A 20,826-nucleotide genomic window follows, 5' to 3' on the forward strand; every position below is an offset into this window, starting at 1 on the left:
AACTTGCGTAATTTTTTGCGATCCATGCCATAGGTATCCACTAGATAACGAGCTCTAGATAGGCATATCTGCAGACGAATCAGCCAGTACACGGCAAAAATTCCAGGGGCAAATAAGAGAAGCAAAAGACTCATTTAGAAGTCCATAAAAAGGCCGTCACGTGGACGGCCTATTGAAGTTAATCTGATGATTAAGTTACGTACGTACTTACTTGATTAATAGAACAGGCTGCTTAGCTGTATTACTGATCTTCTGAGCAACTGAACCCATAAGGGCATCAATAATGCCCGTTCTACCTTTTGAACCCATCACAATGAGATCAAACTTTCCCTTTGTGGCAAGTGCAAGGATTTCCTCGGCAACGTTGCCGCGCTTGATTACTGCACTGTACTTTACACCTGCAGTATCTAGTGCTTTTTGAGCTGCTTTAAGCTCTTTCTCACTCACTTCTTTGAGGTAGTCATCAATCACATCATTAGCCACGAACTGCTTTACATGGCCAAGACCAATATCATCGTGGACGCTAATCAATGTGACTGTGCTTTTACTACGTAAGTCTTTGACTAACTTCCCAACATACTTTGCTGCATTAAGTGAAGATTTAGAGCCGTCAACCGGTAATAGAATTTTCATAACACCCTCATTTTTAAAGTAAATAAACTAAAGTTCGATACGTTCAATTTACTCTTTAAATACTTATAAATCTACGAATAACCTACTAATCTATTTATATATTGATTAAGTGGTTATTTAAGAAAAGCATCGTAGAAGGTTTTGATGATGAGGATGGTCACCAAAATAAAGAAGCCTTTACGTATGAAGGCATTTCCATGTTTGATTGCAATCTTGGTGCCAATTTGGCCGCCTACAAGATTGGCGCTGGCCATGAGTAAGCCCAGTTTCCAATCAAAATAACCAAGATAGAAAAACACACATAACGCACCGAGATTAGAGGCAATATTCAAACACTTTGCTGGCGCTGCAGAGCGCAAGAAATCAAATCCCAACACGCGGGTATAGAGGAGCTTATAAAAGGCGCCGGCTCCTGGACCCAAGAAGCCATCATAAAAACCAATGATGCCGGCACCAGTAGAGGCAATCGCTTTTTGTTTGTGGTGATCATGTCTTGGTGCGTGAACTAGGCCGGCGCTAGATTTGATATTAAAGATCAGCAGTGCTATTAATAAAAATGGTAGTGCACCCCTAAGCCACTCTGTCGGTAATTGAGTAACAAGATAGGCTCCGGCGACTGAGGCGATAAAAGCGAATGAAGAGGAGATGATCACCAAGTTCCAGGGGGTCTTATTGGCCCGGCTGTACTGAATGGCTGAACCAATGGTTCCCACAATGGAGCCAAATTTGTTCACAGAGAGCAGAGTAGCTGGCGGGAAGCCTGGTAATACTGCAAAAAGGGCGGGCACCTGAATCATTCCTCCGCCACCAATAATGGAGTCAACCAAACCCGCAAATAAAGCGCAGGCCAGCAATAAGCTGAGGTCGAAAGCGGAGAGTTCAAGCATAGTGTCTATTGTTCTTCTAGTTCTTTTAAGTGGTGCCGACCTATTTTAGAGGGGTTTTATTGGGATACATTCAGATTGCTGCTCCAGCTGGATTGATTGGATAATCTAGCCCATATGAAAGTCAATTCTGAAGGGGTATCCTCATCAAGGGTGTATTTACCTGCTGGGCAGAACCATGCCTGTTTGCTGGACTTCTTTATTGCCAATTTCCCGCATATTAATCAAGATGAGTGGGAAGCTCGTTTTGAAGAAGGCCTGGTGATGACTGCGGATGGACTTCCAGTCCAGGCTAATGATGCCTACCTTCCGAATACGCATTTATTGTATTTCAGGCGCTTAGCTCGAGAGCCAGAAATTCCTTTTGAGGAAACGATCCTATTTCAGGATGAGCATATTCTGGTTGCCGATAAACCCCATTTTTTACCAGTCATACCTAGCGGTCTTTATCTGCACCAAACTCTGCTCAATCGCCTCAAGAAAAAAACTGCTATTCAGGACTTAAGTCCGATTCATCGAATTGATCGCGATACTGCGGGCTTAGTCATTTTTTCAGTGAATCCGAAAGAACGAGCGCAATACCAAAATCTGTTTAGAGATCGCGCAGTCAAAAAAGTCTATGAAGCTATTGCACCGTATTCAGAAGAGCTCATTAATAAATTGCCGATGACCTACCAAAGTAGACTGGAAGAGTCGGAACACTTTCTACAAATGCAGGAAGTGGAGGGTGAGGCTAATACTGACACTTTGATTGAATTGCTGGAGGTAAATAATCCCTGGGCTAGATATCGCCTAACACCCGGTAGTGGAAAGAAGCACCAGTTGCGCTGCCATCTCAATAGCCTGGGAATTCCTATTCGACATGACCAGATCTACCCTATCCTTACGCCATACCAAGAATATGATTTAGATTTCTCCAAGCCCTTACAGTTGTTGGCCAGGGAAGTTGCTTTTCTAGATCCCATCACTGGTAATGCACGTCATTTCGTTAGCAATCAAGAATTAAGTATTTTTTCATTGCCCAGTTGATAAAAAATTCTACCTATACATCGAAGATTTCTATACAGTGGACGAATGATGTAAATCACCATTTCATAGGAAAGTGCAAATGAGTAAAGAAATTTTAGGGGCAGACGGCCTTCCAGGACATGACTATTTCTTGGATGCAGTTAATCATATTGATGGGGCTGTAGCAAACAATACGATTGCTGCAAGCGCAGCTAAAGGCTTGGTCTTTAGCTTGGTGGAAACTTTGGGCGCTATGGTGGGTGACCCTGATTTGCCGAGCCACCTCAAGTCTGGCTATATGGGCGCCTTAGATCTTGCCGTGGAATTAGAGGCAAAGCTCACAAAGTAACTTAGTTTCTAAAGTGATATCAGTAAGGGCAGCTTCGGTTGCCCTTATCCATTTAAAATAGCATCTAAATTACCCTTTTACTGAAGTCTATGAGCAAGCCCCAAAAGAAACGTTTAGCAGTAGCGCCCATGATGGAATGGACCGATCGTCATTGCCGTTCTTTTCATCGGACTCTGACAAAAGAGGCGCTTCTCTATACCGAGATGGTGACTACTGGCGCTCTTATTCATGGGGATGTGCCACGTCATTTGGGTTATTCACAAGACCAGCATCCCGTTGTCCTTCAATTGGGTGGATCGGAGCCATCAGATTTAGCTAAAGCTGCTGAGTTAGCTCAACAGTGGGGCTATGACGAGATTGATCTCAACTGTGGCTGTCCATCAGAGCGTGTGCAGCGCGGTGCCTTTGGTGCTTGCCTCATGGCTGAGCCTAAGTTGGTTGCTGATTGCGTTAAAGCAATGAAGGCGGCCGTTGATACTCCGATCTCCGTCAAACATCGTCTTGGCTTGGATTCGATGGATGCTGCCAATTCTGAAGTGGATTATCAATTTGCTCTGAACTTCATTCTTGCTGTAGCAGATGCTGGTGCAAGTCAGGTGACTATTCATGCGCGCAATGCCGTTCTCAAAGGTTTATCTCCTAAAGAAAATCGCAGCAAACCACCATTACGTTATGAGGTAGCAGCCAAGCTTCGGCTCGATGCTCAAAAACAATTTCCGAATCTAAAAGTCTTGCTCAATGGCGGACTAGAAACCAATGATCAAATTGCTGGCCATTGGGATGACTTTGATGGCTTTATGGTCGGCAGGGCAGCCTATCATTTTCCAGCGCTTCTCTTGGGTTGGGATGACATGATCAATACGGATGGAGATGCTGCAGGCTATCTCTTTAGCGAGACCGAATGGCATCGTATTCAGATTGCATTGGTGAAGCAGGTGCAGGCTTGGTTTGATGAGTGCCAAGCTAAAGGCAAACCTTTTTATATTGGGGTATTTACAAGGCATATCCTTGGATTAGCCCATGGCAGAGCGGGCTCACGTTATTGGCGTCAACGACTGTCAGATCACCATGCCCTGGCTAAAGTTCAAAGCAAAGCGGCCATTTTGGATTTCTTTATCGATGCGAGCTTGTGCCTTGGGAATTGGGCTGCGTTTGAGTTTGAAGGCGCCTAAACCCCGCATCTAAGCCATTTTTGACAGGGTTTTGCCTCAAAAGCTATAATCTATGTCTTCAGTGGCGGACGTAGCTCAGTTGGTAGAGTCCCAGATTGTGATTCTGGTTGTCGCGGGTTCGAGCCCCGTCGTTCGCCCCACCGAATACTGCAGTATCCTAAAGCTCCCTTTGTGGGGCTTTTTTATTTTCTAGATTTCATCCATGAAAAAATTCAACTTTCTTGCTATTCTCTTTGGATTATTACTCTCCGTTATTGCACTGTATTTCATGTTGCGGCCATTCACTGCGACGAGTGCCCCTGCATCAACCATTCCTGTTGTAAAAATCGGCGCTGTGTCTTGGGATCAAACCGAGATGACGATTGCCGATGTGAAAACGTTTGCTGATGCTACTGGCTTTGTAAGTCAGGCTGAGAAAAACGGCGGTGGACTTTCTTATGAAGCAGGCTTTGTCAAGAAACCTGGCTGGACTTGGAAAACGCCTTATGGTGTTCCTGCAAAAGCGAGTGAGCCTGCGGTGCATCTCAATCAAGCAGAAGCAGCATCTATCTGTCGCTTCTATGGCAAGCGTTTGCCTACTGAAGCTGAGTGGATATCTGCAGCTTTTCTGGAGCAAAGAGAGGCTCCTCAAGTCGGATTCACTAAAGGTCAGCGCTATCCGTTTCCAGGCGGAGCTACTCCAGAGGTATCGCATTGTTTAAGTGGATGTGGTGACTACAAGGGTGTGGCGCCAGCAGGTGCATTAAACCGCGGCACTGGTCATGTGCCTGTAGGCGCTACGAAGCCTGGCGTGAATGGATTGCTCGATATGGGTGGCAATGTTTGGGAGTGGACTGCCACGGAGCGCAATGGCGGCTTCATTACTCGTGGTGCTTCGTGGTGGTATGGCCCCGAAAGACAAAAAGAGACTGATGTGGAGTCTAAGCCGGCTGATATTGGGGTAGTTTATATAGGCTTTCGCTGCGTTAACTGATCCCATGAAACAATAGGGGATGACCAATCCCGTAGTCGATCCATCTGCCATTGAAATTACTCCTGAATACCAGGACGTAATTGACGCCATTGACCGTCACGACCCTTATATTTTTGTCAGCGGTAAGGCGGGTACTGGCAAGACAACCTTGATTGGTTACCTGCGAGAGAACATTCCCGGCAATGTAGTGGTAGTGGCGCCAACTGGTGTGGCCGCGCTACAAGTGAAGGGTGTCACGATTCATTCTTTCTTTCGCTTGCCACCCCGTTTGATATTTCCAGAAGAGGATATCAAGCCCTTAAAAGACAAGCGCCTCTATAAAGACATCCGCCTGCTCATCATTGATGAGATCTCCATGGTGAGGGCAGATGTTGTCGATGCGATGGATTTATTTCTGCGCGCCAATGGCCCACACAAGAGCCAACCCTTTGGCGGCATTCAGGTGATGTTTGTGGGGGACTTATTCCAGTTACCTCCCGTGGTTTCCAATGCTGATATGCAAGTGCTCGCTGAGCGCGGATACGAAGGACCATACTTCTTCTGTGCCATGGCCTTGCATCGTAAAGATGTGACCATGGTGGAGTTATCCAAGATCTTCCGTCAAAAAGATGCGCACTTTGCAGGCCTACTCAATCAAATCCGCATCAATCAAGATATTGACGAAGCACTCGACACCTTAAATGCGGTTTGTTTCGAAACCAAAAAAGAGGCTGATGAACAAACCATCACCTTAACTACAACCAATGCGCGCGCAGACCAAATTAATGGTGCGGGCCTACGAGCATTAACCACTGATGCCAAGGTCTACACCGGCAATAGCACCGGTAAGTTCAATGTGGATGATCGTAATTTACCGTCACCTAATCATTTAACCCTGAAGGTTGGGGCTAAGGTGATGTTTACGGCAACAGATAGCAACTTTCCTAAGCGTTGGGTGAATGGCACCATCGGGGTAGTGCGTGAATTGCTACCCAATACAGTAAAGGTGATGGTGCAGAACGGTCCTTACTCAAATACAGTTGAAGTCAAAGGTCATCAGTGGGAATCTTATCGCTACGACCATGACATGATGTCTGGAAGGATTTCGCCAAATGTTATTGGTACCTTTGTGCAGATTCCGTTAATGCTAGCTTGGGCTGTCACTATTCATAAGAGTCAGGGCAAAACTCTCGATAAGATCAAAGTCGATTTATCTTCAGGAGCATTTGCCTCAGGGCAGGTCTATGTGGCCCTGAGTCGCTGTACCTCAATTGAGGGTATCACCCTTGAGCGCCCAATCCAACCCAAGGATGTAAGCTGCGACCAAGAGGTGAAGCGTTTTTATCTGAACTGTTTGCCTAGTTAAGCTGCCTTTGCCATTTTCTTACTACTCTTTTGTTTTTCAGCCCGCTGCTTTTCCAGTGCTTCGCTGGCAATTAGCTTAAATTCACCCTCTACGAATCGTTTTAAGGCCTCACGCATAAGAGGTTGGTAGCCCATATCGTATTTGGTGCCCAAGAGCTTAAAAGATTCAATCAAGTCCTGCTCCAGTCTGATGGAGATCATTTGTAGCCCCAGCGCCTCATCAATTTGAGTGCCGATTTTTTTATCAACAGCTCTCGCATGCTTGATGTCACCACCTAGCTGACCACTTTCCCAGGCCTCCGCAGAATTTTCAATTTTTACCTTCTTACTTTTTGCGATCATCGCTTTCCTCGCTCTTGAGTTTTAATATTTCGTTACTTTCACAGAAATGATACTTTTAGTAAGGTGTTGATATTGTATTGTATATACGAATTTCAGTTGAATTTGGTGGGAATGCGCTTTTTAAGTAAATAAGCCCATCATCAAATATAAAAACTACTTTTATTGGAATTCCTCGATCATTTTCTGCGATAAACCACTCTGTCGGAGGCTCTGTTTGGTGTTCAAGTCTGTTGTCAATTAGGTAGGATCGGGCTCTATTAATAAAACACTGCTCTACATCATGGCGGGTAATCTGGTGTTTGAGGGTTAATTTTCCTTCAATTGCTGAGCTAATAACCAGATTTTTCATACTCTTGCCCCTATATTGTATATACAAATTTTACCAAATAGAGAAATTCTAAAAGTGATGGGATTACATAACCCATGATTGAAGGGGTGGAATTGAATTCAAGAGAAATGAACGGTAACCGCCGTTAAAATTTCTCATATTCCTGCTTATTTATTTATATGAAAAAAGATCTTGGTAAAAATGATGAGCGCACTGGCTCGAAGGGTAGTACTTCGAAGTTGTTGTCTCGGGGGCAGAGGGTGCCCAGGGCGGAATGGAGTAAAAGTTCAAAAGCCATTGCCAGGAATAGCGATGACCATTTGATTCTTGGTGAATTCCCGAATCTAGATGACAAATTTCTAGAGTGGTGAGTTCCTTAGAAGCCTGCCGCTAATCCATCGCGGCGATGATCGCTACCAGCGATATAGGCATCTTTAGTTTCTTCGCCTAATAGCGCTATCGCCTGAGCGCTACCAAAGTCCAAGCTATTTGCTGGCATCACAGTCACTTCATGCCCCATCGCTTTTAGTCCTTCAACTACAGAGGCCGGCATTGAACTCTCAACAGTGAGCTTGCCCACATCATCAATTCTCCAGCGGGGTGCGTCTGAGCAGGCTTGCGGGTTGAGGTACTCATCTACAAAGCGCATCACAAACTGAAGGTGTCCTTGTGGCTGCATATTGCCACCCATCACACCAAATGCCATCACAGGTTGATCGCCTTTGGTGAGGAATGCCGGAATGATGGTGTGGAAAGGACGTTTACCTGGTGCAACTTGATTGGGGTGGCCATCTACCAAACTAAAGCTCATGCCGCGGTTATGGAGTGCAATACCGCCTGGGGCAACAACACCTGAACCAAAGCCTTTGAAGTTGGACTGAATGTAAGAAATCATCATGCCGGATTCATCTGCAGCACAGAGGTAAACAGTACCACCAGCATGGGGATCCCCAGCACCATGTATTCCCGCTTGATTGTGATTAATCAGAGCAGCACGACTAGCCAAGTAATCTCTATCTAGCAAGGCGCTAGTAGGCACTTTCATCGTACTAGCATCCGATACGTGGGCATAGGCATCAGCAAAGGCAATGCGCATGGCTTCTACTTGAAGATGAATACGCTGTGCTGAGTTGGCTGGATATTGCTTAACGTTGGCCGCCTGCAAAATACCAAGCGCTATTTGTGCAACGATGCCAGAGCCATTGGGAGGAATTTCATGGAGAGTGTAATCGCCATAATCAAAAGCTAAGGGCTCAACCCATTCGGTTTGATTATTGGCAAAGTCAGCCATGGTGAAACAACCGCCAGCACTTTGTGCAAAGTCGACCATGCTTTGAGCAAGTTTGCCCGTGTAAAAAGATTCACCTTCGGTGTCGGCAATCTCGCGAAGCGTTTTAGCTTGCGCAGGATAACGCCAAATTTGGCCAGCAGTAGGCGCTTTGCCATCAATTAAAAATGAATCACTAAAGCCCGGTTGATTTTTCAGAATCGGAATCGCCTCACGCCACTGGCGAGCAATGACGGGCGAGACCGGAAAGCCATTTTCCGCATAGTCAATTGCGCGCTTAAAGAGTTGCGCAAAAGGCAACTTGCCAAATTTGCGAGATAACTCGATCCATCCTGAAACCATGCCCGGCACGGTTACTGTATTCCAACCAATTAAATCCATGGCCGCTTTGCCAGAGAAGTGCTCTGGAGTCCAGGCGGCTGGGGCGCGACCAGAGGCATTCATGCCATGGAGTTTCTTGCCATCCCAGATGAGTGCAAAGCCATCGCCACCGAGGCCATTCATAGTGGGCTCAACTACGGTGAGTGTGATTGCTGTAGCTAAAGCTGCATCAACCGCATTGCCACCATTTTGCAAAACCTCAATACCAGCTTGAGTAGCCAAAGGCTGTGAACTAGCAACGGCATTCTTGGCTAATACTGGGGCGCAACCGCCGCCAAAGGGTGGGGAAATCAACATGGATCTAATCTATTCAATAAAAGTGTGTGTGCAGGGCTAACGCGTTATCAGTCGATTTTAACGTTTGCAGATTTGACGATCTTTGCCCATTTGTCTTGCTCGGATTGAGTGATGATAGCCAGCTGTTCTGAATTAGCAAACTGCGGATGAATCCCCTGATTTGCAAGGCGAGTTTTAAAGTCTGGATTAGTCAAAATCTTCCGAATCTCTCTTTCGAGTCTCGCCACAATTGCGGGAGAGGTCCCCTTCGGTGCGTAGATAGCATAGAGGTTTTCAACATCAAACTGTTTCATGCCATCTTGACCAAGAGTTGGAACATTGGGCATTAATGGTGAGCGCTCTGGCGCAGCAATTGCGATCGGACGCAACTTGCCGCTTTGAATATGTGGCAGCGATGCAGTAACACTATCAAACATCATGAGTGTATTGCCCGCGATTAAATCCGGTAAGGCAAACGCGCTCCCCTTATAAGGGATATGTGTACCAGTGGCGCCAATGCGTTGCATAAATAGAGTTGCCTCTAGGTGAGAAAGGCTGCCATTACCCTGAGAGGCGTAATTGAAATCACCCTTCTTGGATTTAATAAACGCAATAAGTTCTGGTAAATTTTTTGCTGGTACGGATGGGTTAACCACAATGAGGTGCGGGATGCTTCCCGCCAGTGCAACAGGCACAAGGTCTTTGGTCAAATCCGCTGGAGGATTTTTAAAGAGTGAATAAGAAATCGACTGATTGGTCAGCGCACTAAAGAGAAGTGTGTAGCCATCGGGTGAAGCCTTGGCCGCTGCACCTAGCGCAATCATTCCGCCTGCACCAGGCTTGTTGTCAATGACTACTGCTTGACCTAAGGCCTCCCCAAGAGGAACGCCTATTGATCGCGCAAAAACATCGGTAGAGCCACCGGCAGGAAAGGGCAGAATGGCTACGATGGGTTTCTTGGGCTAATCAGCATCTGATGCAGCCGCTATTGAAGTGCAGACACCAGTTGCCAAGAGTGTTCCTATTAGGATTTGGCCAAGTCGGTATTGAATGATGTTCATGTCAGTGTTCTTTGGTGCTAGGTAAGGGGATGCTACATAAAGTCAGCTTAAAGCAAACTCGTGTCTTTGCTCTGAGTCATGGGGCTAATAAGGGAGCAGATGAGCGTTCTTGGTGCACTGTGACCAACTATATCCCTATAAAGTTGCATTAGCTTTGCTAATTAAAGACGTGATACAGAATTGGAATGGCTACTGCGCTAATAACACCATTCATACCCATAGCAAGACTGGCATAGGTACCTGCCTCCGGGTGGATGCTAAATGCACGCGAAGTGCCAATACCGTGGGCGCCAATACCGATTGCAAAGCCGCGCTGCCACCACGCTTTCATGCCCAGTGCATTGAGAATAAACGGTGCCAAAATAGCCCCAAGTATTCCGGTAGTGACAGCAAAGATAGCCGTCAAGGTTGGGGATACGCCAATTCGCTCGGCAATACCCATGGCAATTGGTGCGGTAACGGACTTCGGATACATGGCACCAGTAATGCTGGAGTCCACCCCGAATAATTTAGCAATGTTTACAGCGCTAATAATTGAAATCAGCCCACCTGTAAGTAACGACGCTAACAAAGGAAGGGATCGGCCCTTCAAACTGCTTAAGCCTCTATAAATAGGTATTGCTAAAGAGACTGTTGCTGAGCCTAGCAAGAAGTGGATAAATTGCGCACCTTCAAAATAGGTGGAGTAGGGCATCTCAATAAACTGAATCGTGCTGGCCACCAGAATGATGGCAATTGCTACTGGGTTGGCTAAGGGATTTTGCTTGGTGGCCTTATAAATCAAAAGACCAATTTGATAGGCGGCCAAAGTAATAAAGAGGGCAAATAGGGGGCTGCCTGAGAGGTAAACCCAAATTTCGACGATGGAATGCTTTTCATTCATAAGTCCACCTCTTTTGGCTTTGCGCTCAAAAAGCGGACAACTACCGCACTAGTAGCAATCGTCAAAATCACGCTGACCGCCAAGGCACTCACAATGGCTAGAGCATTTGCCTTGAGTTGGGGTAGAAATAACACCACCCCCACGGCTGCCGGCACGAATAAAAGCCCAAGATACTGGCTAAAACCATCTGCCACCATGGCTAGCTCATGATTGATTCCCTTGCGTAGTACCAGCCAAATAATTAGCAGCACTAAGCCGATAACAGGGCCCGGAAGGGTGGGTAGAGCGAACTTGGAGACAAGCTCACCTAGGCTTTGGAATAGGAGGATTTGGACAAGGCCGGAGATCATAGCCCGATCTTACTGCCCCGCAATAAATGTTGCAAAGCAACAAGTGAATTCTTGGTAAAGATAATCACAACAAAAGCAGGGTCTTTATCTTATGGATAGGGCTTAAATCTTAAAAATACTCAGGAGAGCGCTCATGGCCGACTTAAACGTCAATGGTAAAAAGTACAAGGTGGATGTTGCTCCAGAAACCCCTTTGTTGTGGGTGATACGAGATCATGTCGGTTTAACAGGCACTAAATATGGCTGCGGTGTAGGCCAATGCGGTGCATGCACAGTGCTTTTTGAAGGTCAGGCAATTCGTAGTTGCATGATTCCAGTGAGCGCAGCTGAAGGTAAGAAAATTGAAACAATCGAGAGTCTGGAAAAAAATGGCCAACTTTCAAAAGTGCAAAAAGCGTGGGTCGACAACCAAGTACCCCAATGTGGCTACTGCCAGTCTGGTATGGTGATGGCAACTACCGCCTTATTGCGTAATACTCCAAAACCTACTGATGCCCAGATTGATGCTGCAGTAACGAATATCTGCCGTTGCGGAACCTTCCAACAAGTGCGTGATGCTATTCATGCTGTGAGCAAGGCATAAGGGGTAATCATGACTAAAACTATTAATACAGAAGTTACAAATAATTCACGTCGCCACTTCATTGTTGGGTCTAGCGCTATTGCGGCTGGCTTGGCGATCGGCTTCGACTTTTCTTTCATCTCTGCAGCCAATGCTGCAATGGGTACCGGCACTACTTCTATGGCGCCGCTTACAACACCAGAAATTGGTGTGTGGGTTGTGGTGAAGCCCAACGATGACATCGTTGTCCGTATCGCGCGCTCTGAAATGGGTCAGGGAACAATTACTGGCTTAGCCCAGATGGTTGCAGAAGAATTACAGTGCGACTGGAAAAAAGTATCTTATGAGTACCCATCTCCAGCTGAGAGTCTCAAGCGTAAGCAGGCGTGGGGTAGTTACTCCACTGGTGGTAGCCGCGGTATTCGTACCTCTGAACAGTATGTTCGTAAGGGTGGCGCAGCTGCTCGCATCATGCTGGTTCAGGCTGCGGCAAATCAATGGAATGTTCCTGCATCAGAATGCGTTGCTAAAGATAGCGTAATTACACACACTCCATCTGGACGCAAAACTACTTTCGGAAAAGTGTCTGTTGCGGCATCTCAATTAGAGGTGCCAAAAGATGTTCCATTAAAGGATCCTAAAGAGTGGACGCTGATTGGTAAGCCAGTTAACCGTATTGATGGTGTTGCCGATAAGGTTACAGGTAAGCAGATCTATGCAATTGATTTGAAAATGCCTGGCATGCTGGTAGCGACTATTAAAGAGTCTCCAGTGTTTGGCGGCAAAGTCAAAAGCTACGATGCTGCTAAAGCCTCAAGCATGAAGGGTGTGAAGAAGGTTGTTCAGGTGGGTGACTCTGCGGTTGCTGTAGTTGCAGAAACCTTCTGGCAGGCTAAGGTGGGTATAGATGCGGTCAACATTACTTGGGATAACGGTGCCAATGGCGATGTTTCAAGTGCTTCTATCAAGAAGATGTTAGAAGAAGGTCTTACTGCAAATGATGCATTTGTGGGTAACTCCAATGGTGATGCCAAAGAAGCAATTAGTAAGGCCGCCAAAACTATTGAGGCCACTTACTTTATCCATTCTTGAACCATGCGACATTAGAGCCACAAACGGCTAATGCAAAGTGGACGCCAGAATCTTGCGAAGCTTGGGTTCCTACACAAGATGGTGAAGCTACTCTTGCGGCTGTCATTGCGGCATCCGGTTTGCCAGCAGAAAAATGTAATGCTTACAAGGCAAATCTCGGTGGTGGATTTGGTCGCCGTGGTGCTTTCCAAGACTACACAACGCAAGCTGTCAATATTGCCAAGCAAATGCCAGGCACTCCAATCAAATTGATTTGGACTCGCGAAGAAGACATGACACAAGGTCGCTATCACCCAGTGATGATGTGCAAAATGACTGCGTCTTTAGACGACAAGAAAAATATTACTGGTCTTAACATGCGCTTGTCTGGCCAATCTATTTTGGCGGCTGTTCGTCCAGCAGTTGTTGCAGCCAATAAGGGTAAAGATCCTGTGGTATTCCAAGGTCTCGATCCTGATGGTGAGCATGGCATTACCTATAGCTTTGACAATCTCATGATTGACAACGCGATGCGTAATACACACGTGCCACCAGGTTTCTGGCGCGGGGTCAACGTCAACCAAAATGCCATTTTCTTAGAAACTTTTATGGATGAGATGGCTGAAGCAGCCGGTATGGATGCAGTAGAGTTCCGTCGTAAGCATATGGAGAAATATCCTCGTGCTGTCGCCGTTCTAAATGCAGTGGCTGATGGTATTGGTTGGACCAAACCAGCTAAGCCTGGCGTGTTCCGTGGTCTTGCGCAGATGCGTTCATTCGGTAGTTATGTTGCTGCTGCCTGCGAGCTCTCTGTCACCAATGGCAATGAGGTAAAAATTCATCGCATTGTGGCTGCTACAGATCCAGGTTATGTAGTGAACCCTGCGCAGGTTGCTCGTCAAGTTTCAGGTTCATTTGTTTACGGCCTGTCCGCTCTCTTTGAGGAAGAAATTACGATTGAGAAGGGCGCGGTCGTGCAGAAGAACTTTGACACCTTTAACTCGATTCGTCTGTCTCAGATGCCTAAGGTAGAAACCATCATCATCCAAGGTGGCGGTAAGGACTGGGGTGGTGTTGGTGAGCCAACGATTGCGGTTGCAGCGCCAGCTGTTCTGAATGCGATTTACCGTGCGACAGGTAAGCGCTTGCGCACTGTTCCATTGAAAAATAGTGGCATCAAGTTGGTTTAAGCGAGGCAAGCAGGAATGAGGCGAGCGCTAGCAGCAGTATTGCTAGGAACATCAACTCTTTTCCTGCCTTGCTCAGCATTCTCCCAAACCTGGGTAGGGGATTCGATTGTGAATCCCCTTACTTCTTCTCCGGGCGATGTTTCTAGGGGGCGTGCCATCGTGGCTAGTCGTCAAGTTGGTTTGTGTTTGCTGTGTCACAGCGGGCCATTTCCAGAAGAGCGCTTTCAGGGCAATCTGGCGCCGGATTTAAGTGCTAGTGTGGGTCATTCCACTCCAGCCCAATTACGGGCGCGCTTAGTGGATCCAAGTCGCTCTAATCCAGCAAGCATCATGCCGGCGTACTACCGGGCTACTGGATTGAATCGGGTGGCTCCTAAGTTTGTCGATCAAACCATTCTCACCGGTCAAGAGATCGAAGATGTTGTCGCTTTCCTAGTAAGCCTTCAATCCAAACCCCATCAATAACTAATTAAAGATGACGAAATGAATATGACTGATTTAAAGCTAAGTCGACGAACGTACTTATCTGTACTTGGTCTTTTGGGTATATCAAGTTGGATAGTTCCGAGTTTGGCTCTGGCTAAAAAGCTAGAAGCAATGGAGGCAATTGCAAAAATTGTTGGCTCAAACCCCATTCGGGATGGCCGAGTGAAGTTGATAATCCCACCTTTAGTAGAAAGTGGCAACTTGGTGGTGCTTAAGCTATCTATAGAGAGTCCGATGACGGCAAATGATTATGTGAAAGCGGTCCATGTGATTGCAGAGGGCAATCCACTTCCTAATATTTTTACTGCGTATTTCACGCCCCGATCTGGCCGTGCTGAATTAACTACTCGCGTGAGGTTGGCTGACTCGCAAAGGGTATGGGCAGTTGCCCAAATGAGTGACGGCAGTTTTTGGCAAGGCTATGCTGATACCTTGGTAACCCTTTCTGCTTGTACGGAGATGGTATGAGTAAGACCTCTCGCACAGGCATCACCATGCCAGCCCAAGCAAAAAAAGATTCGATTATTGAGATTAGGGCAATCGCTCAACATGATATGGAGACGGGCTATCGATATTCAGAAGGTGGCAAACGGATTCCTCGCGACATCATTCGCCTCTTTACTTGTCAATACAACGGTGAAGAAGTCTTCAGGGCGGATTTTTATCCCGGCATTGGGGCGAACCCCCTCATCATCTTCACAACCGTGGCAGTAGCCTCAGGAACACTCGAGTTCAAATGGGTTGGGGATGATGGCTATGAAGCGGTAAATCAAGCGCAAATTACCGTCTCGTGAGCCTTCTGATTTTCTGCTGTCGCTTATTGCCGGTATTGGCAATCCTAATTGGAGTTGAGTCCTGCCTAGCGCTTGAACCGCCCAAGGATGCTCGGCAATCTAGCTATCAGCTAATGACCCCAGAGAATCAAGCAATGCAAGATGATCCCAATCTCAACCCTGCCATGTTTTGGGTGATGGATGGCCATAGTCTTTGGGAAGAAAAGGTCGGCAAACGGAATGCGTCTTGCGCATCCTGTCACGGTGATAGTGGTCAGAAGATGGCTGGAGTAGCAACGCAGTTCCCTAAGGTGCAAAAAGGAAGGTTACAGACCTTAGAGGGGCAAATCAATCAATGTCGCACATCAAGGCAAGGGGCATCAGCATTCGCCTATGAGAGTAAAGAACTTCTAGCCTTAACGACATTTGTAGCAACCCAATCCAAGGGGTTGCCGATTGCAATTAAAGAAACGCCTCAGAATAAAAAAAATCTGCAACAAGGTCGTCAGTTTTTTAATGAAAGAATGGGTCAGTTGAATTTATCCTGCGCCCAATGTCACCAAGATCATGCTGGATTGAAGTTGGGGGGAAGTCTTATTCCTCAGGGGCATCCAAACGCTTACCCAATTTATCGCATCGAATGGCAGACCATGGGATCTTTGCAGAGACGTCTACGTAACTGTATGAGTGGGGTGCGTGCCAAGCAGTTTGAATACGGCTCGCTAGAAATGGCGCAGTTAGAGCTATTCCTGATGTGGAGGGCAAGGGGAATGCCCCTGGAAACTCCAGGAGTTCGCCCTTAAGGTGCAGCTTAGTCTGAGAAGACTACAGAAGTTGCACTGTTAATCAAAACACGGTCATGCAAGTAATAGCGAAGGGCGCGTGATAGCACGGCACGTTCTAAATCTCGGCCTTTACGAACCAAGTCTTCTGGAGTGTCGCCATGGGTAACGCGCGTGACGTCTTGCTCAATGATCGGACCTTCATCCAAATCACTGGTAACAAAGTGTGCTGTTGCGCCAATCAATTTAATACCGCGTGCATGAGCCTGGTGATAAGGCTTGGCGCCTTTAAAGCTTGGCAAGAATGAGTGGTGAACGTTAATGCAGCGTCCAGATAGTTTGGTAGATAAGTCATCCGACAGAATCTGCATGTAACGCGCCAAGATCACCATATCTACTTTTGAATCAGCAACAATTTCTAAAAGCTTTGCTTCTTGTGCTGGCTTGGTCTGTGCTGTTACCGGCAGGTGATAAAAGGGAATATCTGCAAAATCAATGCTGGAATACACTTCCCGCGGATGGTTAGAAACGATTCCACAAATGATCATTGGCAATTCGCCAATGCGCCAGCGATAGAGAAGATCTACTAAGCAATGATCTAGCTTAGAGGCCATTATCAACACACGTTTCAAATCTTTTACAGCACGCAAGTCCCAAGTGAGGTCAAAGTGTTTGGCGATTTCTACAAAGCCAGCTCTCAGAGTGTTGCTATCAACACTGCAGCTAAAGCTCACACGCATAAAGAAGCGTTTAGAAGCTTTGTCATCAAATTGTTGAGCATCTTCAATGTCGCCACCTAATTCAAAAATATAGGTCGAAACGGCGGCAACAATGCCTGGTCGATTTGGGCAGGTCAGTGTCAGGTAGTAATTTTCTGTAGTCATGATATCTGTAAGGGAAAGGATTGCTTAACAAAGGCAATTTTAGGCTGCTTATTTAGGAGCGGGGAGGCTATCTGCTAGCCCTGGATAGGGCTCGCTCTTATCTGTGATTGTGGGAATGGGGATATCCGAACATATAGGCTTTGGTCCCAAGGCATTCAGAAAATTACAGTCTTGCTTAGTTGCCGCTGAAGCCACGTGCTCAAGAGGGGATTTCCCGGTAGTTGCTGTGGAAATTGTACTAGCTGCTGTTGAAGGGTTGGCTACTGCTACGGATACGGCGGCGGTCCCAGCCGAGCTGGCCACGCTAGTAGCAGAACTTCCCAAGGCGAGTAAGGGCGCAGCGCATCCAATTAAATTGACATAGAGAAAGGCAATCCCAAGAATAGATCCCCAATAAATGCAAAAAGCAGACCAACCCAGTGGGTTTGATCTACTGAGCTGGGTAGTCAAAAGGCGTTGATTATTTGCGCTGGCAGACAACGTTAAATACTCCAGCAGTCCAAGACTCGCTTACAACAGGCTCAAATTGACTATTGGGAGTTTTGTTATCTGAAACTACCTTGCCGCTACCTTTGCTCCCTGCAAACTCTTTGTACTCGATTGGGCGATAGCTAATGGCTGGACAGTTGTATTCATTAATGCCAATGATTGAGCTAACAGGCTGCTTGGTTTTTGGATTCATACCAGGCTTTTTAAAATCTAGCATCGATAGGATTTGGGTTTTTTCACCAGAAGTACTAACGGTATCTAGGTCTATATAAACCACCATGACCTCATTGGACCCCAATTCTTTCCACTCAGCAAAGCTACTGGAGAAAGGCAATAAGGAGAGTGCGGTAAAAATAGTGAGTGCGTGTACTTTTTGCATAATAGGTAGCGTTGTCATTAAATGGGTTGGGCTCAATCTAGGGTCGTAAGGGTCATTCTAAACTCCCCAGCTCATTTCTCCTTAATATTCAGGTCTAGTTGCCGACCAATCTTTTGGGGTTTCATTTGCAAGGGAAGGTATTCATTGCGAGCCCAGAGTGCGCTCATATTTCGGTAGAGCTTGCTCTGTACCCAGCCAGATTGCCCGGTTTGATAAATAAAGAGGGATTGCTCTAAATCAGAGAGGTCATAGAGTGTCCGCAGGCTAGGGGCCTGTTTAGTTTCAAAAGGATTGTCGGCCCTGAGAAGCTCCAGGCGTCCCACATTGATGCTAAAGCTATCCCCAGGAAAGGGCTGCGTCAAATTGAAGAGGCTTCCAAGGAATGGAACCTTGCTTAAAGGGCGATGCTCTGAGACGGCAATATGTGCATTACCCCATGCCCAATTTTTAGGATTATTACCAAATTGCGCACTCAGTTGGTCTAGCGCTTTATCAAACGCCGCATTTGAAGCTTCGGCACAACTCTCGACCTGTTCGGTTTGGGGGTCGTTGCACCAAGGACTGTTGGTGTTTTGTAATTGCAATATCAAAGACTGCCTAAAGTTACGTGCACCATAATTTTCTTTGAACAAATACCCTAAGCGCGAAAATAGTTTGCGTGATAGTTGATCGGCCCAGGCATTGAATATCAGAGCGCCAGTACTATCGATTTTCATATCGCCATCAAAGTTTCTGCTGAGCTCGATTGCTTGCTGCGCTAGAGGATGTTTTGATTGGGCGGACTTGAATAATTCTAGTAATGGTGTTGCGCCTAAGGAGAGGGTGTCAGCCTGCATGGATTTCATGGAGGCGAGATCATGTACTGACTTGCCTTTAATGAGATCCACAATGCGGTCGTAGCGGGTTGGTAGATCCCAGTCGCCAGTCAATGGACTGGGATCTTTGCTGGCTATTACTTTCTGGTTGGCTGTAGCAATCCAGTTCGCATCTGGGTTGGTGCTGTTGGGCAGTTGATCAAAAGGAACATAGCCAACCCAGTCATATTGCTTCTCCCAGCCTAGTGCTGGCGCTACCCCATACAGACCTTGATGCAGGGTGCGCTTAGGCGCAACGCCGGCTGCCTGAAACGAAATATTTCCATCAACATCTGCCATCACGATGTTTTGCATTGGCGCATAGTTTTTGCGTAGCGCTTGCTTGAATGTATCTAAGTCTTTTGCGTGATTCATATCGAGCAAACCGGCAACGGATTGATTCTCAATATCCAACGCAGTCCAGCGCAATGCCAGGACAAAACGATCGGTATCAATCGCGCGCTTTGCTCGTGCGTAGGATTCAGAAATTACTGGACCATGTCGAGTCTCCTTGACTAAAAAGCGCAGGGGAGATTCACCTTTGATATCAATGATTTCTTGACGCACTTTGAAGGCAAGTGGACCATCTGGCCCACGATAGACGCCAGGATTTTTTGGATCAAGCTGCTCAATGTATAAATCTTGAACGTCAGGGCCGGTATTCGTAAAGCTCCAAGCAAATTTATCGGTTCTACCCAAAACTACTGCCGGAATGCCGGGAAGGGTTGCGCCAATGACGTTGAGGCCTGGGGCCTCTAAGTGGGCCATGTACCAGATGGCTGGGGCCGATAAGCCCAGATGAGGGTCATTCGCTAATAAAGGCTTGCCAGAGGCTGTGAGCTTCCCGTTAAGCGCCCAATTATTGGATCCAATGCCATCTTTACCACCAGGTACTTCATTTATAGCTAATTCAGTTGCGGGCAATTTCTTCGACTTTTGATCTCGGGCGAGCGGATTGGGATTAAAGACGTTGATGTCCCGATACATTTTGGCAAAGTCAGCATTGCTCACAGGTTCGCCTGGCGTATATGCCGGCATGACTTCCCATATTTCCTTGGTTGTTAAAAATTGCGAGAGCTCAAGGCGTTGCAATTCTTTATGCCAGTTGCCGCCAAGATCTAGTGCCATCATCAACATCCACGCCACACTATCCGTGGGTGACCAATGGCCTGGTTTAGAGCCAGTTAGAAAGTATTCCACCGGTAACGCCCAGCCTAAGTGGGCATTGCCGGCATTCACTCCGTCCGCGTAGGATTGCAGCAATCGTTTAGTGGCAATAGGGTAGCGATCAAGTTGTTTTTCAGCGGCATGTTTAATGCCTAAGGTCCGAATAAAGCGATCAATCGCTAGAGTTTCTTTGCCGAGAATTTCAGAGAGTCGACCGCTCGATAGGCGGCGATTAATTTCCATCTGCCAGGAACGCTCGCTCGCATGCAAATAACCTAAGGCAAATAGCGCATCAGCAGAGCTTTTGGCCTGAATGTGGGGAATATCACTTTCATCAAAGGTGATGGCAACTGAATCCCCTAGAGTTTTGATAATCCGTTTACCTGAGGGGTTGGTTTGGGCTGAGATTAGGTAGAAGACAGCAACTGCAACAATCAATACCAAAGCTGTAGAACCAAGCCAAAAGATGGCTTTAAAGAGGGTTTTAAGACCTGAGCTTGGTGTAGGTATTTTCATGGGAATAGTTTAGTGGGTTTGCCTGAGCTAGAGCCTAAGCTTGATGAAAACAGGCTTCCCGCCGCCAATAGCACTCGCATGCTAAAATTTCTCTTGTCTTGATTTATTTAGTACGGCTTTATTGCTCGTGCGAGCCCGAGTGGTGAAATCGGTAGACACAGCAGATTTAAAATCTGCCGACTCAAAAAAGTCGTGCCGGTTCGATTCCGGCCTCGGGCACCAAAGATTGCTTTTTAATTCTGATTAAAGAGAAAAAAGCAGTAAAGACAAGGGTTGAACCGCCCCGACTTTCATAGAGGCCATTTGGTTTAAGTAAGGTCGATATTCTGACCCATCTTGCTTTGCTGCTGTTGGCACTGCTTTTGCTGCTGGTAATAGTATGCTTCATATTCTGCTGGAGG

25 protein-coding genes and 2 tRNA genes are annotated in these 20,826 nt (G+C 46.7%); 15 read left to right on the plus strand and 12 right to left on the minus strand.

Annotation, left to right across the window (positions count from 1 at the left end):
- Positions 1–207: 207 nt before the first annotated feature.
- Both ACIQZ3_RS09220 and ACIQZ3_RS09225 read right to left on the minus strand, forming a co-directional pair.
- Positions 208–633: a universal stress protein gene (locus tag ACIQZ3_RS09220; protein WP_397392456.1), complete on the minus strand. Its 426-nt coding sequence runs from the start codon at positions 631–633 to the stop codon at positions 208–210.
- 113 nt (positions 634–746) lie between these two features.
- Positions 747–1,520 carry a sulfite exporter TauE/SafE family protein gene (locus ACIQZ3_RS09225; RefSeq protein ID WP_397392458.1) on the minus strand — a complete coding sequence of 258 codons (774 nt, stop codon included), beginning with the start codon at positions 1,518–1,520 and terminating at the stop codon, positions 747–749.
- A gap of 114 nt (positions 1,521–1,634) precedes the next feature.
- Here ACIQZ3_RS09225 and ACIQZ3_RS09230 point away from each other — a divergent pair, with 114 nt between their 5' ends.
- From ACIQZ3_RS09230 to ACIQZ3_RS09255, 6 genes are all read left to right on the plus strand, one after another.
- The gene (locus tag ACIQZ3_RS09230; protein ID WP_397392460.1) at positions 1,635–2,546 is read left to right on the plus strand and encodes a pseudouridine synthase; all 912 of its coding nucleotides are present in this window, start codon (positions 1,635–1,637) and stop codon (positions 2,544–2,546) included.
- Positions 2,547–2,625: 79 nt separating this feature from the next.
- On the plus strand, positions 2,626–2,874 hold the full coding sequence (locus tag ACIQZ3_RS09235) for a hypothetical protein (protein ID WP_397392462.1): 249 nt from the start codon (positions 2,626–2,628) through the stop codon (positions 2,872–2,874).
- An 89-nt stretch (positions 2,875–2,963) separates the two neighbouring features.
- Positions 2,964–4,046: a tRNA dihydrouridine(20/20a) synthase DusA gene (gene dusA, locus ACIQZ3_RS09240; RefSeq protein ID WP_397392464.1), complete on the plus strand. Its 1,083-nt coding sequence runs from the start codon at positions 2,964–2,966 to the stop codon at positions 4,044–4,046.
- Positions 4,047–4,110: 64 nt separating this feature from the next.
- Positions 4,111–4,186, plus strand: a tRNA-His gene (locus ACIQZ3_RS09245).
- Between the two features lie 62 nt (positions 4,187–4,248).
- Complete coding sequence (locus ACIQZ3_RS09250; protein ID WP_397392466.1) at positions 4,249–5,019, plus strand: SUMF1/EgtB/PvdO family nonheme iron enzyme; 771 nt, start codon at positions 4,249–4,251, stop codon at positions 5,017–5,019.
- 19 nt (positions 5,020–5,038) lie between these two features.
- Positions 5,039–6,364, plus strand: coding sequence for an ATP-dependent RecD-like DNA helicase (locus ACIQZ3_RS09255; RefSeq protein WP_397392468.1), 1,326 nt, complete (start codon positions 5,039–5,041; stop codon positions 6,362–6,364).
- Here ACIQZ3_RS09255 and ACIQZ3_RS09260 read toward each other — a convergent pair.
- From ACIQZ3_RS09260 to ACIQZ3_RS09285, 6 genes are all read right to left on the minus strand, one after another.
- Positions 6,361–6,705 carry a hypothetical protein gene (locus tag ACIQZ3_RS09260; protein WP_397392470.1) on the minus strand — a complete coding sequence of 115 codons (345 nt, stop codon included), beginning with the start codon at positions 6,703–6,705 and terminating at the stop codon, positions 6,361–6,363. The two genes, ACIQZ3_RS09255 and ACIQZ3_RS09260, sit on opposite strands and share 4 nt — an antisense overlap.
- Before the next feature lie 55 nt (positions 6,706–6,760).
- Positions 6,761–7,054 carry an ADP-ribosyl-(dinitrogen reductase) hydrolase gene (locus tag ACIQZ3_RS09265; RefSeq protein WP_397392472.1) on the minus strand — a complete coding sequence of 98 codons (294 nt, stop codon included), beginning with the start codon at positions 7,052–7,054 and terminating at the stop codon, positions 6,761–6,763.
- Positions 7,055–7,409: 355 nt separating this feature from the next.
- The gene (locus ACIQZ3_RS09270) at positions 7,410–8,999 is read right to left on the minus strand and encodes a gamma-glutamyltransferase family protein (RefSeq protein WP_397392474.1); all 1,590 of its coding nucleotides are present in this window, start codon (positions 8,997–8,999) and stop codon (positions 7,410–7,412) included.
- 47 nt (positions 9,000–9,046) lie between these two features.
- Positions 9,047–9,928 carry a Bug family tripartite tricarboxylate transporter substrate binding protein gene (locus ACIQZ3_RS09275; RefSeq protein ID WP_397392504.1) on the minus strand — a complete coding sequence of 294 codons (882 nt, stop codon included), beginning with the start codon at positions 9,926–9,928 and terminating at the stop codon, positions 9,047–9,049.
- 268 nt (positions 9,929–10,196) lie between these two features.
- Positions 10,197–10,922, minus strand: coding sequence for an LrgB family protein (locus ACIQZ3_RS09280; protein WP_397392476.1), 726 nt, complete (start codon positions 10,920–10,922; stop codon positions 10,197–10,199).
- On the minus strand, positions 10,919–11,272 hold the full coding sequence (locus tag ACIQZ3_RS09285; RefSeq protein ID WP_397392478.1) for a CidA/LrgA family protein: 354 nt from the start codon (positions 11,270–11,272) through the stop codon (positions 10,919–10,921). The genes ACIQZ3_RS09280 and ACIQZ3_RS09285 overlap by 4 nt, the downstream gene beginning before the upstream one ends.
- Positions 11,273–11,405: 133 nt before the next feature.
- On the opposite strand from ACIQZ3_RS09285, the gene ACIQZ3_RS09290 reads away from it, so the two are divergent.
- From ACIQZ3_RS09290 to soxA, 7 genes are all read left to right on the plus strand, one after another.
- The gene (locus ACIQZ3_RS09290) at positions 11,406–11,855 is read left to right on the plus strand and encodes a (2Fe-2S)-binding protein (protein WP_397392480.1); all 450 of its coding nucleotides are present in this window, start codon (positions 11,406–11,408) and stop codon (positions 11,853–11,855) included.
- 9 nt (positions 11,856–11,864) lie between these two features.
- On the plus strand, positions 11,865–12,926 hold the full coding sequence (locus ACIQZ3_RS09295; RefSeq protein ID WP_397392482.1) for a molybdopterin cofactor-binding domain-containing protein: 1,062 nt from the start codon (positions 11,865–11,867) through the stop codon (positions 12,924–12,926).
- Entirely contained in the window at positions 12,923–14,095 is a 1,173-nt protein-coding gene (locus ACIQZ3_RS09300; RefSeq protein WP_397392484.1) for a molybdopterin cofactor-binding domain-containing protein, read from the plus strand. The genes ACIQZ3_RS09295 and ACIQZ3_RS09300 overlap by 4 nt, the downstream gene beginning before the upstream one ends.
- Before the next feature lie 15 nt (positions 14,096–14,110).
- Positions 14,111–14,560, plus strand: a complete 450-nt coding sequence (gene soxX, locus ACIQZ3_RS09305; protein ID WP_397392486.1) for a sulfur oxidation c-type cytochrome SoxX — start codon at positions 14,111–14,113, stop codon at positions 14,558–14,560.
- A 24-nt stretch (positions 14,561–14,584) separates the two neighbouring features.
- Positions 14,585–15,049, plus strand: coding sequence for a SoxY-related AACIE arm protein (locus ACIQZ3_RS09310; protein ID WP_397392488.1), 465 nt, complete (start codon positions 14,585–14,587; stop codon positions 15,047–15,049).
- Positions 15,046–15,375, plus strand: a complete 330-nt coding sequence (locus ACIQZ3_RS09315; RefSeq protein ID WP_397392490.1) for a thiosulfate oxidation carrier complex protein SoxZ — start codon at positions 15,046–15,048, stop codon at positions 15,373–15,375. The genes ACIQZ3_RS09310 and ACIQZ3_RS09315 overlap by 4 nt, the downstream gene beginning before the upstream one ends.
- A gap of 113 nt (positions 15,376–15,488) precedes the next feature.
- Positions 15,489–16,157 carry a sulfur oxidation c-type cytochrome SoxA gene (soxA, locus tag ACIQZ3_RS09320; RefSeq protein ID WP_397392492.1) on the plus strand — a complete coding sequence of 223 codons (669 nt, stop codon included), beginning with the start codon at positions 15,489–15,491 and terminating at the stop codon, positions 16,155–16,157.
- Between the two features lie 8 nt (positions 16,158–16,165).
- On the opposite strand, the gene purU is transcribed toward soxA, so the two are convergent.
- Positions 16,166–17,020, minus strand: a complete 855-nt coding sequence (gene purU, locus ACIQZ3_RS09325; protein ID WP_397392494.1) for a formyltetrahydrofolate deformylase — start codon at positions 17,018–17,020, stop codon at positions 16,166–16,168.
- A gap of 115 nt (positions 17,021–17,135) precedes the next feature.
- On the opposite strand from purU, the gene ACIQZ3_RS09330 reads away from it, so the two are divergent.
- A complete protein-coding gene (locus ACIQZ3_RS09330; RefSeq protein WP_397392496.1) occupies positions 17,136–17,384 on the plus strand; it encodes a hypothetical protein in 249 nt (82 codons plus the stop codon).
- A 96-nt stretch (positions 17,385–17,480) separates the two neighbouring features.
- On the opposite strand, the gene ACIQZ3_RS09335 is transcribed toward ACIQZ3_RS09330, so the two are convergent.
- Positions 17,481–17,888: a surface-adhesin E family protein gene (locus ACIQZ3_RS09335; RefSeq protein ID WP_397392498.1), complete on the minus strand. Its 408-nt coding sequence runs from the start codon at positions 17,886–17,888 to the stop codon at positions 17,481–17,483.
- Positions 17,889–17,959: 71 nt separating this feature from the next.
- On the minus strand, positions 17,960–20,425 hold the full coding sequence (locus ACIQZ3_RS09340) for a penicillin acylase family protein (RefSeq protein ID WP_397392500.1): 2,466 nt from the start codon (positions 20,423–20,425) through the stop codon (positions 17,960–17,962).
- Between the two features lie 133 nt (positions 20,426–20,558).
- Between ACIQZ3_RS09340 and ACIQZ3_RS09345 the strand changes: the two genes are divergently transcribed.
- Positions 20,559–20,647: transfer RNA gene (locus ACIQZ3_RS09345), tRNA-Leu, on the plus strand.
- Here ACIQZ3_RS09345 and ACIQZ3_RS09350 read toward each other — a convergent pair.
- The coding region (locus ACIQZ3_RS09350; RefSeq protein ID WP_397392502.1) for a hypothetical protein at positions 20,607–20,826 on the minus strand (220 nt) is incomplete at its 5' end. The genes ACIQZ3_RS09345 and ACIQZ3_RS09350 overlap by 41 nt on opposite strands.

The sequence above is a fragment of the Polynucleobacter sp. genome (genome assembly GCF_044342855.1).
Taxonomy (GTDB): Bacteria; Pseudomonadota; Gammaproteobacteria; order Burkholderiales; family Burkholderiaceae; genus Polynucleobacter.